The 12654-nt window shown below is 69.6% G+C and carries 7 protein-coding genes and 1 tRNA gene; 4 read left to right on the top strand and 4 right to left on the bottom strand.

All coding sequences use genetic code 11. The annotated features are described in order from the left end of the window. The first annotated feature begins 123 nt into the window (after positions 1-123). A complete protein-coding gene (locus AC06G6_RS11150) occupies positions 124-2148 on the top strand; it encodes a plasmid pRiA4b ORF-3 family protein (protein WP_479822004.1) in 2025 nt (674 codons plus the stop codon). 677 nt (positions 2149-2825) lie between these two features. Here AC06G6_RS11150 and AC06G6_RS11145 read toward each other — a convergent pair. The 4 genes from AC06G6_RS11145 to AC06G6_RS11130 form a co-directional block, all read right to left on the bottom strand. Then, positions 2826-2898, bottom strand: a tRNA-Lys gene (locus AC06G6_RS11145). A 27-nt stretch (positions 2899-2925) separates the two neighbouring features. Continuing rightward, positions 2926-3195 (bottom strand): hypothetical protein, encoded by a 270-nt coding sequence (locus AC06G6_RS11140; protein WP_479822002.1) that lies wholly within the window; start codon positions 3193-3195, stop codon positions 2926-2928. Continuing rightward, the gene (locus tag AC06G6_RS11135) at positions 3192-3341 is read right to left on the bottom strand and encodes a hypothetical protein (protein ID WP_479821999.1); all 150 of its coding nucleotides are present in this window, start codon (positions 3339-3341) and stop codon (positions 3192-3194) included. Before AC06G6_RS11135 ends, AC06G6_RS11140 begins: the two co-directional genes overlap by 4 nt. Before the next feature lie 152 nt (positions 3342-3493). Next, positions 3494-5737, bottom strand: a complete 2244-nt coding sequence (locus AC06G6_RS11130) for a transglycosylase domain-containing protein (protein WP_479821997.1) — start codon at positions 5735-5737, stop codon at positions 3494-3496. Positions 5738-6008: 271 nt separating this feature from the next. Between AC06G6_RS11130 and AC06G6_RS11125 the strand changes: the two genes are divergently transcribed. Genes AC06G6_RS11125 through AC06G6_RS11115 form a run of 3 tightly spaced genes read left to right on the top strand, consistent with a single transcriptional unit; the run spans position 6009 to position 12651 of the window. After that, positions 6009-9686 (top strand): glycogen/starch synthase, encoded by a 3678-nt coding sequence (locus tag AC06G6_RS11125; protein ID WP_479821995.1) that lies wholly within the window; start codon positions 6009-6011, stop codon positions 9684-9686. Continuing rightward, the gene (locus AC06G6_RS11120) at positions 9683-10717 is read left to right on the top strand and encodes a phosphotransferase (RefSeq protein ID WP_479821992.1); all 1035 of its coding nucleotides are present in this window, start codon (positions 9683-9685) and stop codon (positions 10715-10717) included. Before AC06G6_RS11125 ends, AC06G6_RS11120 begins: the two co-directional genes overlap by 4 nt. Beyond that, entirely contained in the window at positions 10714-12651 is a 1938-nt protein-coding gene (locus AC06G6_RS11115) for an ABC transporter ATP-binding protein (protein ID WP_479821990.1), read from the top strand. The genes AC06G6_RS11120 and AC06G6_RS11115 overlap by 4 nt, the downstream gene beginning before the upstream one ends. Positions 12652-12654: the final 3 nt, after the last annotated feature.

The raw sequence follows: 12654 nt of genomic DNA, 5'->3' as shown, positions 1-12654 counted from the left end.
GACCATGTTGCAGTCGCAGCCGTCCGCAGCATTGCGGCGCCTGAGTACCGCGAGGCACTGGCACGCCGACCGCAGGGTTAGTACCGTCGTCGTAATACCAATGCGCACACAGGCGGGGGAACCATGAGCAGGAACGGCGGGAACCGGCACAAGGGCAAGGGCGCGGGGGGTCCCGGTAACCGCGCCTCCGCGCCCCAATCCCTGAGCGCTGTCCGGGCCGACCGGGCCGTGGACGCGCTCACACCGGCATTTGTCCGCTGGTTCGAGGAGGTCTCACCCGGCTCGGCGGTTGCCGCCCTGGAATGCCTGGAGCCGATCAAGGCCGTCCTGGGCCGCTACATGGACACAACGGCCGCGGCCGACGTGACAAGCCTTGAACCTTCTGGCTTGTCGGCGGCCGTGTCAGACGAAATCCTGGCCACGCTGGACGACGCCGGAGACGTTGCCGGCGCCGCGGCCGCGGAGGCAGGTCTCTTCGAGAGCACGCACTTCGTTGTCCACTCCGTTGGCGCCTTCGTCGAGTTTCTCGTTGAGACCGGCCGGTGGAGCGGCTCGGCGGATCAGCTGGCGGCAGTCATGGACTTCCTCGACACGACAGGGGAGGACGACGGTGGCGTGAGCCTCCTCGACGTGCCGGACATCCCCGATGAGGAGGCCCTGGCGGCCTTCTCCGAGCTGCCGCTCATCCGGCGCGCCACGGCGTTGCTGCGATGGATCGGCGAGGGGAAGCCCGTCACAGCCACGGGCGCGCTTCGCCTGCGGGACATTGAAGCCGCCGCTGCCTGCGTCGGCGTCACCGTCAGGGGTGGCACCAAACAGTCCGGGGTCCCGCTGCCGGGCACCGCCGGTTCGGAGGGCCCTGTGCCCACGGTCCGGAGCATGTACGAGGTGCCGCTGCTGGCCCAGCTCTGGAACGCGCTGGAGGCGACCGAGCTCCTTGAGATCACGTCGACGAAGGCTGTTCCCTCTGCGGATTCCGGTGTGTTCCTGGCCGGCGGGCCTTCGGAGCGGCTGGGGGAACTGGTGTTCTTCGTTGACGAGTTCCTGGACACGGCGGTGCTCGGATGGGATCCGGCGCAGCCGTGGGAACGGACGGTATCGGGACTGCAGGCATCGCTCCTGCTCGCGGCGGCAACTTCGGATCCGCCGGAGAAAACGCGTGTTCTGGCCGCCCCGGACCACGCGCCGCCTGCGGAACGGGCCATGGCCGGGCTGCTGACCGGCGTGGCCGTCAGCCGCCTCGAAGAGCTCGCGGAGCTGGGGCTGCTGGCCATCGACACCCACTTCCGCGTGCCGCCGCCCCTCGTCCGCTGCATCGCGAATGTCTTCGACGACGAATGGTTGCTGGCGGACCTGGGGATCGTTCAGGCTCGGGACGATGCCGGCTTCGAACCGACCGGCTTCGAGCCGACTGACTTTCAACCGACTGGCTTCGAGCCGACCGGCTTCGAGCCGGCTGACTTCGATTCGGCCGGCTTCGGGCCGACCGAGGGGAGCCGTGCAAATTCGGAGCCGGCACGTCGGGCCCCGGTGCTGGCCGTGGTCCGGGAAGTGCCGCCGCCGGCGGAGACGACGATTCTGCAGCTGAAGGTTACGCTCAACGGTTCGAAGCCGCCCATCTGGCGCCGCGTCCTGGTTCCCGCAGGCATGCCGCTCCCTCAGCTGCACCAGGTGATCCAGGCGGTGTTCGGGTGGCTGGACTATCACCTGCACGAGTTCCGGGTCGGGGGATTCCGCGGCACCGCTTATGCGCCCGTGAATCCGGACGGTGACGACGAGTTCTACGGCGAGTCTTCCCGCGACGAATCGGCGGCGACCGTCGGCGAGCTGCTGCCGACCGTGGGCAGCAGCATGGGCTACACCTACGACTTCGGTGACAACTGGGTGCTCGCCATAAAGCTGGAGAAGATTCTGGCGAACGACGGCGGTCAGCTCCCGCGATGCACCGCGGGACGCGGCATGGCGCCGGCGGAGGACAGCGGCGGCACCTGGGGGTGGGCGAACATTGTCCAGGCGGTCAACGATCCGCACCACGAGGACCACAAGGAGTACCGGGAATGGCTGGGAATGCTGCCGGGAGACACTCTGGACCCGAAGGCGTTCGACGTGGAAGCGGCCAACGAGGACCTCGCTGACGTCATGTCCTGACAGCTGCCCGCGGGCGCGCCATCAGGATCCTCCGGCGGTGTGCGCGTGCCCTTCTTACCGGCGGGACCTTTTGTTATCCTGATGGCGGTCAGGCAGTCGGCCTCTCAGCTTCGTGGAGAGTTCTCTATGACAGCCAGACCCACGGTGATGCCTCTTGCGGGGCCGCGCCCCCCGCCCCAACCTCTGTGCAGGCACGGGCCGGTGGAACACGTCGGACCGACCCGCCCGCATCCCACAGAGCCTCCGGCCTTCGTGCCTGCCCCGGAACCAGCTGAGTAGTCGGCGACGAAATGCTCCGCAAAGCCGCCCCATCGTGCCCCCGACCGGTTCCGCACGTCAAGCATGGCGGCGGACTCAGGGACCCGGCTGGCGTGGGTGTGGCCCGCATTATTTTGGGGGCGGGCCACATCCGCGCAGCTTTGTCCTGCGACCGGTTTGTCCTGCGACCGGGTCGGGCGGAGTGCGGCGTCCGGCTGCATCCCGGGAAAATGGCTCTTTCCGGCGGGACGCCCTGGGAGTATAAAAGGTATTGCCACGGCGGAAAGGTCCGCTGCGACTGTTGTTGAGGCCGGGCATTCGGTCCAGGGCGGGTCACAGGAACTGCCCTGGACCCGCAGCGGCCGGCCGAGTACGCCCCACCTTGTTCGAGAGATGCGCCCCCCGGGTATGCGCATCGGTGCACCCGGTGGGATTCGAACCCACGACCCGAGGATTAAAAGTCCCCTGCTCTGCCAGCTGAGCTACGGGTGCCAGGAACGCGCCGCCGGTGACGGTGCGTCAGTTTTCGCTTGCCCGGTTCCGCGGCGCCCGGGCCTGCCCGGAAGGGCTGCGGGTTTCCGGAGGCTCCTTGGCGCTCCGCTGCCGGAGTTCCTCCGAAACAAGCGCCAGAAGTTCTTGGGCCGCCTGGGACCCGGCGAGCTCCACACACTGCGTCAGCGCGGCCTGGAGCCGGTACAGCTCGGCGGACGGTACCAGTGGCCAGCGACGGAAAGTGCCGAAGATCTGCGAGGAAGGCACGCCTTGGGGAATCTGGCGGTTGATCGTCAAGCGGCCATCTCCAGAGTGGGTGAGGTCCGGCGGGCCACGGCGGCCAATGCCTGGCCATGGTTGCGGGTGGGTTTTGCGAAAGGGGTGGGGTTGGTGGTGCCGGAATCCATGTTCACGGCGACGGTGACATCCAGATTGCTTGCCATAGACACCATCTCTCTACGAATCACGTGTGGCCGCTGCCTGACCACTTCCAGAATACCGACTCCGGAACAGCCGGCGTCACAATTCCATAATAATTGCCCCTTTCCCCTCTTCCCGGCGTGGTCCTGAAAGTCCGCAGGGGCGTTGCCGCCGCTCAGTCCCGATCAGAATCCCGTGGGTCGGAGTCCCGCCGATCCGCATCCTTTCGGGCCGACTTCTTGGTGGTCTTCAACGCAGTGTCCTTTCGATCGGACTTTTTTGTCATCGACTCGGGCGGCGCCGGAAAGGCCTCGGCGGGATAGAGTCCGGCGACTTCGAGCATGTAGTTGGCCCACTGCGGGCCGGCGAGCATGTAACCGTCGATGCTCTTGTAGAACTTGCCGTTGACGGTGATGTTCTGCCCGGGCCGTTTCTGGCCTTCCAGGGCGTCCCCGAAGAAGGATGCGGTGGCCAGGCCGCTGGTGTAGCCGACCACCCACGTGGCGCCGTTGGTGTTGGATGTGCCGGTCTTGGCCGCGACCGGGAAACTGGTGTGGACCTTGGGTTTGATGTACACGCCGGACCCCTTTTTCAGCACATCCTGGAGCACGGAGTTCACGCCCCGGGCAACCTCGGGCTTGATGGCGTCACGGCAGGACTTGGTCTGGGCCGGGAGCTGCTGCCCTGCCGCGTCGGTCACCTCCACAATGGCGACGGGCTCGCAGTACCTGCCGTCGTTGGCGAAGGTGGCAAAGGCATTGGCCAGCACGAGCGGCGCCACCCCAATCGCGCCCAGCAGGTTGCCCAGCTGATGCATGTTGACCTGGGCGTTATCCAGCCCGCTGTGGATTCCTGCGGCATCCACCACCTTCTGGATTCCGCAGAAATCCAGTTTGGCGGCCTCCGCGAAGGTGGCGGTGTTGATGGAGTTGTAGAGCCCGTAGTCGACGCGCATGGGCCGGTAGTAGCCGGCGTCGTTGTTCTGCAGGTCATCCGCGGCGCCGAGGCTCTTCTGCTTTGTGCTGTAGCCGCCGAGCACCTTGCCGCAGCTGGATTTCCACTTGAAATCAAGGGGATAAGACCGCCGGGAAGCATCCACCGTGTCGGCCAGGGACTTTCCTTCGTTGAGCCATTCGGCCAGGGTGAACGGCTTCATGGTGGACCCGGGTTGGAACCCGCCGGCGCCGTTCAGGTCATTCCCGTCGGCGTCCTTGGAATCGACATTGAAATTCAGCTGGGTATCGAATTTTTCCGGTTCGGGGAGGAACACGGTGTTTTGGGCCATCGACAGGATCTGTCCGGTGCCCGGCCCGACGGATACCAGCGACGCGCCCCATTTGTCCGGGTTGGCCCCGGCCGTGGCGTCTACCTGGGCCTGCGCGGCCTGCTGCAGCCGGCTGTCCAGCGTGGTGGTGATGGTCAGGCCACCGCGGTACAGCTTCCTCACCCGGGAGGCAAGGTCGACGCCGTAGGCCGGGTTGTTCAGGATGAGGTGCGAAACGTAGTCGCAGAAGTAGGTTGCCATCTCCGCCCCCGCGCAGCCCTGTTTCCCCGGGTTGAGGGTGAGCTCCACCCCGGTGGCTGCGGCGGCGGCGTGCTCTTTTTCGGAGATCTTGCCGAGGTCGAGCATGGCGTCGAGCACGTGGTTGCGTCGCTGGATGGCGTTGTCCGGGTTGACGGCGGGATTGTAGAAGCTGGGACTTTTCACCAGGCCGGCAAGGAGTGCGGCCTGCGGCAGGCTCAGGCTCCTGGCGCTCGTGCTGAAGAAATGGCGCGAGGCAGCCTCAATGCCGTAGGCATCCCGGCTGAAGAACACGATGTTGAGGTAGCCCTCCAGGATCTGGTCCTTCGAGTACTTCTTCTCCAGCTCGATCGCGAGCCGCATTTCGCGCACCTTGTCGCCGATGTCCTTCTGGCCGTTGAGGATAATCCGGTCTCCCTTGTCCGCCGACACCAGGGACTCGTTGAGGACGTTGGTGACGTACTGCTGGGTCAGGGTGGAGGCGCCCTGCCTGCCGCCACTGGTCAGGTTGGACGACAGGGCCCGAAGGATTCCCTGGGGGTCGATACCGGCGTGCTCGTAGAAGCGGCGGTCCTCGATGGCGACAATCGCGTCCTTGATGTACGGCGACATCTCGTCCAGGCTCACCCGCACCCTGTTCTCCGCGTAGAAGGTGGCGATGGTCTTCCCGTCAGCGGTCAGGACTTTTGTTGATTGCGACGGCGGGTCGACGGTGAGCTCCGTGGGGAGACGATTGTAGAACCCCACCGATTCCCGGAGGGCGACGCCGACCCCGGCGACGGCGGGGACCACGAGGCCGGCGGCAAGAACGCCGCAGATCACGCTCACAGCGAGGTAGCCGAGGACGGCGCCGACGCCGGCGGCTGACTTCGATCCTGCACGACTCGCCAGCGCCATGTTTCCCCCATATGCCACGCTCTAAAATTATGATCACGCTGCCGCAGGTCCCTGGTTCGGCTGACCGGCGCGACTGGTAGGGCCGCCGTCGAACCTTCCGCCGCCCGTCTCCTGACCGTAGAGGCGCTGGGCCGGACGGCACCTCATCCGAACCGGATGGTCTGGCCGTCATTTCGCTTAGATGTTGACACCCCTCTTCGGACGGGACAAGACTTACTCCACACAACAAACGCTGAAGGTCCTTTTCGGCGCCTTGGAGTGAGGTGGGACAATGCAGATTCCGGCTCCATTCGAATACTTGCGGACCCCTGTGATGGACACCGCGCTCGCCGGCGGCCACAACCCGCTGCAGCCGATGAACCTCCGGCCGACCCGGCCGCAGGGGATGACCGACGTCGACGATCCCGACGAGCTCGGCGAACTCCGCCCCGGCGTCCCGTCGCCACGGACGCACCGCGTGCTGTTCGCCAGCGCGGAAGCCTATCCGTTCGTCAAGGTCGGCGGACTGGCCGACGTCAGCAGCGCGCTGCCGAAGAAGCTGGCCGGGCTGGGTTTCGACGTCCGCCTCGTGATCCCGGGGTACCGGGGGCTCGGCGGGATCCCGGTGCTGACCTTCGAGGTGCCGCTGGGCCCCGTAGCCGAGACCGTCATGGTCCGGCGCCTGCCGTCGCTGGGGGGAGTGGAAGTCTTTACGCTCGGCCTCCCCGGGTGGTTCGACCGCGAGGTCCCGTACAGCTACCAGGACGACGATGTGATGCCGTTCGTGCTGTTCTCCAAGGCGGTCACCACGCTGGCGGCCCTGGACGCATGGCGTCCGCACGTCATCCACTGCAACGACTGGCACTGCGGCCTGGTGGCCCAGGAAGCCCGGCAGGGACCGCACCGGCGTGTTCTCGAGCGCACCGGGATCGTCTTCACCATCCACAACATCGCCTATCAGGGGAGGGTCGGGGCCGCCACCGAGCAGCTGATCGGTCTGCCCCCGGCCGGGACACTGCTCGAGCGGGGCATCGCCTTCGCGGACCGGGTCAACACCGTCAGCCCCCGCTACATGCAGGAGATCCTCACCCCGGCACAGGGGGCAGGGATGGACGGACTGCTACGAACCCGGGGGGACACCGCCCGCGGCATTCTCAACGGTATTGACTACGAGGAGTTCGACCCCTGGCGGGATCCGTGGATCGACACCCGCTATGACGGCTCCTCCCTCGCCGGAAAAGCCGCGAACAAGCAGGTCCTGCAGCGGATCAGCAACCTGGAGCGCGCCCCGGACCGTCCGCTCTTCGGCATGGTCGCCCGGCTGGTGTCGCAGAAGGGGGTGGGCCTGCTGACCTCGGCACTGGACCAGATCGTGGCCCGTGGAGCCCAGGTGGTGGTGATGGGCGAGGGGGCGCCCCGGTACCGACGGGAGCTGCAGGCCGCGGTCCGGCGTCTCGCCGGCCAGGTCGCGTACCACCCCACCACACAGGAACCCCTGGCTCGACAGATCTACGCCGGGGCGGATTTTTTTCTGGCGCCCTCCGTCTTCGAACCCTGCGGGCTGACACCGCTGATCGCCCTGCGTTACGGCACGATCCCCGTCGTGCGCCGGACCGGCGGCCTCGCGGACACGGTGAAGGACTACACCGACGATCCGGCCGCGGGTCTGGGCTTCGTCTTCGTCCAGCGCCGCGTCGCTTCGATGCTCTCGGCCGTAGACAGCGCCCTCGCGGTGTACCGGCGCGGGCCCGAGTGGCGCCGGCTGCAGCAGCGGGCGATGGAGGCGGACTTCTCCTGGCGGGCGCCCGCCGGTGAATACATCGCACTGTACGACGAGGCGGTGCGCTCGCGGTGCGCCGCGGACTTTGTCCGGGGTCCCGACGTCGTCCGGGGTCCGGACCTTGCCCGGGGTCAGGACCTGGTCCGGGGTCCCGGGCGGCCCGGCGCCACGCCGGCCGGGACCCCGGTGTCCCGGTGCAGGCCGCGCCCGGCACCGCTTCCCCTGGCGCTCGTCCATCACGCCAACCAGTTCCTGGTCACCGACGGCTATCAGGACCGGGAAGGCCTCACCGCGATCGTGACCGGCTACGCGGCGCTGCTGAAGCTGCACGAGAAATACCGCACGCCGGTGGCCCTCCACCTGTCCGGGACCATGGTCGAGGCGGTCGCCTGGCACCACCCCTGGTTTCTCGCCGAGGTACGCCGGCTGCGCGACGTCGGCCTGCTCTCCCTCATCGGCGGAACGTATTCCGAGAACGTTCTCACCGCCTTCGACCCGGAGTTCAACCGGCGGCAGCTGCACGAACTGTTCTGGCTCTACCGCCGCCACCTGGGGTGCGCGCCGGAGGACCTGGAGATCTGCTGGATCCCCGAACGGGTGTGGGATACCGAGCGCCTGGCCGGGGTCCTGGCCGACCCGGACCTGCCCAACGGCGGCTACCGGTACGTCCTGCTCGACGACCGGTTGCTCTATCCCACCGACGGCGCGCACGGGGGCAGCGACAGGGCGGACTTCGACGGCGCGGATCCGGCGAGTCCGCCACCGGCCGACGCCCTGCGCCCGTACTGCATCGAGGGCGGCAACGGCATGCAGGTGGTGCCGATGTCGACCCGGCTGCGGTACTGGATTCCGCCGGACGACCGGAGGCACTGGCGCAGCCTGTCCCGCGCCGCAGAACTCCCGACCGCCCCCGGCGATGACACCCTCCTGGTGTACGCCGACGACATGGAGAAGAGCGCCGGGGTGGGCCCGTGGCACCCCAGTGCCCTTGGACGGTATGAGGAGTTCCTGCGCTGGCTGGCCACCCAGCCGCACCTGCTGCCGGTGGATCTGCCCGCGTGGCTCCGCCAGCGCCGGCGGATTCCCGGCGTCCGCGTCGTCGAGCGCGGCACGTTCGTGGAGCTGGCCCAGGACTGGCACGCGGGGGAGGACTACCGCGGCTGGGACCAGGACCAGGCCTGGCGCCCGTACCAGGAGCACCTCGCCCGGGCCCGCCGCGCGGTGGCCGGTGCGGAAAGTGCCGGCGCCGAACCGCGCCTCACGGCGCTGGCCTGGAAACACCTGCTCGCCTCGGGGTACGAGACGGCGTGGCACGACACGGAGCAGCCGGAGCGGCCGCCGGCCGCCTGGGCCAAGGCGGTGGCCAGCCACGGGCGGGCCACCGGCGTGCTGGCCTCCGCCGCCCGGTGGTTCGGCAGCCCTGTTCGCCCGCTCGGGGCCGAACTGGTCGACATCGACGACGACGGCACGGAGGAGCTGGTCCTGCGGAACGAGCACCTTTTCGCCGTGCTGTCCCCGGCGTGCGGCGGGCGCCTGGTCTACCTGGCGTGCCGCGGCCCGGACGGCGGCGTGCTGGTGATCGGGAACCCCACCGACGACTGGAACCGCCAGGAGGACCTGAACAGCTACATGGACGTCCCCGGCAACCACCCCGGCGGGCTTGCCGACGTCGGGGGAGTCCATGACCGCCACGAGGCGACCATCCATACCGGGGACGGAGCGGTCCGGGTGGAGCTGGTGAATGTGCAGGCGGACAGTCCGCTGCACGGGCTCCGCAAACGGATCATCCTGGACCACGCCAGCACCGCGCTGCTGGTCGCCTACGAACTGCCCGCGGCGGCAGCCGGGATCACCGTCGAGACGTGCCTGTCCCCGGACTACTACCGGCTGCTCCGCCACGGCTCGGCAGACCTTATGCGCGGCGGGGGACGGAACTGGCAGGGCGCCCGCAACCGCGGGGCCGGGGTGTGGCTGGCACTGGCGGACGACGAGGACACCACGTGGTGCGACCCCGCCGGACCCGAACCCGGACACGGGGTCCTCGTGCGCGTGCGCGCCGACGCGCGCTTCTTTCACCTGCTCATCGGGGTCGGGGACGTCGACGACGACGCGGCCGCGCGGGCCCTGCGGACGGGCCGCGAACGGCTCTCTGTGCTCAGCAGCCGCGACCCGGTGGGAGGCCGGCGGTGAGCAGCGGCGCCGTGGCGGCCACGTCCGCCGGCACTCCACGTGCCGAACGGCTCGCGATCGCCGAGTCGCTGCTCGCCGCGCCGCCCCCGCTCGATTCCCTGCCGCCGGGCCGGGCGCAGGTGCTCGCCCGCTCGGTTGTGCACCCTTCCCGCAGCCGGCCGGTGGTCCGGTGGACGGTCACGCTCGACGCCGGCCAGGGCCCGTCGGCCCCGCTGGCCGTGATTGGAAAGGGCTTCCGGGCGGGAGGCGGGGAACAGGCGTGGCGGCTGCTGGCGAGCCTGCGCCGGGCAGGCTTCGACGGCCCCGAACTACAGGTTCCCGCCCCGTACGGGTTCGACCCGGCCCGTCAGCTCCTCGCGCAGGAGGAGGCGCCGGCCACAACCCTCCACTCGCTCCTGGACGGGGACCTGGGAGCGGCCGCACCCGAGGCCGGGCGGGCCGGACGCTGGCTCGCGCGGCTGCACGGTGTCCGCGGCGTCCAGGTGCCGGACCTGGCCGCGGATTTCGAACAGCTCAAGCTCACCGAGTACACCGCGGCGCTGGCCGGGCTGCTGCCGCAGGCCGCCGTCAGGCTGGGCCGGCTCAGGGACGCGACCCTGGCGGTGCTGGCCCGTGCCGCCAACACCAGCGCCGGCGGCCCGCCGGTGGTGACCCACGGGGACTTCCAGCCCAAGAACATCCATCTGGACCAGCACCGCGTTGTGGTCATCGACTTCGACCGGGCCGCCCGGGCCCCCGCCGCGCGGGACCTCGGCCACTTCATCGGGCAGACCCTGACCATGGGCGCATCGCGGCACGGGGACCTGGCAGCGGCCGTGCCCTGGGTGGAGGCGTTCCTGGACGGTTACGCCGACGGCGGCGGCGCCGCCGAGGCCGTCGGGTCCGCCCCGGCGTACGTGGCCCGCACCTTCGCCGAGGTCCTCTTCTACCGCCTCGTGGTCCGCCCGGTCAGTGACTCCTCGTTCGTGCCGGACTGGCTCGACGCCTGGGAAGCGGCCGTGGAGGCCGCGGCAGGGGGCGGATTCCGGTGAGCGGGTCGGTCACCCGGGGCACCCGTCCCGGCGCCGGGGCAGCCGCGCACGCGGGCGCCGCGCATCCCTCCGCTGCCTCCTCCGTGCCGGTGATGAGCGCGCGCTTGATCCTGCGGACGTTCGGGCCGTTCCTGCGGCCGCAGTGGCCAGGCTGCGTGCTGGCCGGGCTGCTGGCCGTCGCCGGCACCGGGGTCGCGCTGCTCAAACCGTGGCCGCTGAAATATCTCTTCGACGAAGTGCTGCTGCCCACCGGCGATTCGGGCGGACAGGACGTGCAGCGCATCCTCGCCCTCGTCGTCGTGGCCCTGGCCGGCATCGCCATCCTGGACTCCCTGGTCGGGGCCGCGCGCAGCTACGTCCAGACCGTGGTCGGCGAGCGGGTGGCCGCCGCCATCCGCACCAAGCTGTACGACCATCTGCAGCGGCTGCCGCTCGGCTACCACGAGCGGACGCCGACCGGTGAACTGACCACCCGCCTGACGGGCGACGTCGACAAGGTGCGCGCGCTGCTCACCGTGACGCTCGTCGACGCCGCGACGAACGTCCTCACGCTGGCCGGCATGGCGGGCGTGCTGCTGGTCCTGGACTGGCAGCTCAGCGTGGCGCTGCTGCTGGTGCTCCCCCTGCTCCTGCTGACGGTCGCCAGCTTCCGCGCCCGCATCCGCGCGGTGGAGGAGAACTCCCGCGCGATCGAGGGCGACCTGGCGGCGCTCGCGCAGGAGTCACTGGTGGCGGTCAAGCTGATCAAGGCCACCGGGCGGGAAGAGCACGAGTCCCAGCGCTTCCGGGAGCGTTCCGACGCCTCGGTCGCCGCCGTGCTGCGCTCCGCGCGCACCAGCGTCGCCTTCAGTGCCGCGGTGGACTCGGTGGTGGCGGTGGCCATCGCCGGCCTCGTCTGGCTCGGCGCCCAGCGGGTGCTGGCGGGCGCCCTCACCCCGGGCGACCTGGTGATCTTCACGTCATACCTGCGTGACTTCTTCGGACCCACACGGTCGTTGTCCAAGCTGCCCGCCCAGCTGACGCGCGCCGGCGTCCGCGCCGCCCGCATCGCCGACACCCTCCACCGGCGCCCGGCGGTGCAGGACAAGCCCGGAGCCCGCACGGCCGGCCCACCCCGGAAGAAGCTGAGCCTCGACGGCGTCGGGTTCGCCTACACCGCGGACCGCCCCGTCCTGCAGGACATCGACCTGACCGTTCCGGTGGGCAGCACCCTCGCGGTCGTGGGGCCCACGGGTGCGGGGAAGTCAACGGTCGCCGCCCTGCTGTGCCGGCTGCACGACCCCACCAGCGGCCGGGTCCTCCTGGACGACGCGGACCTGCGCGATCTGACGGGCGCGAGCCTGCACACGCAGGTGGGACTCGTCACGCAGGATGCCCTGCTGTTCCGGGCGTCGGTTCGGGAAAACATCGCGTACGCCCGGCCCGACGCCTCCATGGACGAGGTTGTGCTCGCTGCCCGCGCGGCCCAGGCCCATGACTTCGTGCAGGCACTGCCGGACGGCTACGAGACGGTCCTGGCCGAGCGCGGGGTCACCCTCTCCGGCGGGCAAAGGCAGCGCCTGGCCCTGGCGCGCGCGGTCCTGCAGGGCTGCCCCGTCCTCGTGCTCGATGAACCGACGACGGGCCTGGACGCCCGTTCCGAAGACGCCGTGCTGCGCGCCCTTCGGCAGGTCAGCTCCGGACGGACCACGGTGATCATCACGCACCGGATGGCGGCCGCGATGGCCGCCGACCAGATCGTCGTCCTCGACGCGGGACGGGTGGTGGAACGCGGCACGCACCGCCGCCTCATCGCGGCGGGCGGCCTCTACACCGAGATGTGCCTGCTCCAGGGGATCACCGGCCCCCGGACCTTCCTCAACGGCGGCGCCGCCGGCTACGGGCGCCACGCCGCCAGGCCGTTCGATATCGGACCCGACCAGAGCTTCCACTAAAGG

The sequence above is a fragment of the Arthrobacter sp. CJL-S3 genome, assembly GCF_056711635.1.
The sequence above is the reverse complement of the archived record's forward strand: the minus strand, read 5'-3'. Positions and strand labels throughout refer to the sequence as shown.

Excerpts from the sequence above, each read along its gene's own strand:
- AC06G6_RS11150 (WP_479822004.1), top strand. The coding sequence starts at position 124 with ATGAGCAGGAACGGCGGGAACCGGCACAAGGGCAAGGGCGCGGGGGGT.
- AC06G6_RS11135 (WP_479821999.1), bottom strand. The coding sequence starts at position 3,341 with ATGGCAAGCAATCTGGATGTCACCGTCGCCGTGAACATGGATTCCGGC.
- AC06G6_RS11130 (WP_479821997.1), bottom strand. The coding sequence starts at position 5,737 with ATGGCGCTGGCGAGTCGTGCAGGATCGAAGTCAGCCGCCGGCGTCGGC.
- AC06G6_RS11125 (WP_479821995.1), top strand. The coding sequence starts at position 6,009 with ATGCAGATTCCGGCTCCATTCGAATACTTGCGGACCCCTGTGATGGAC.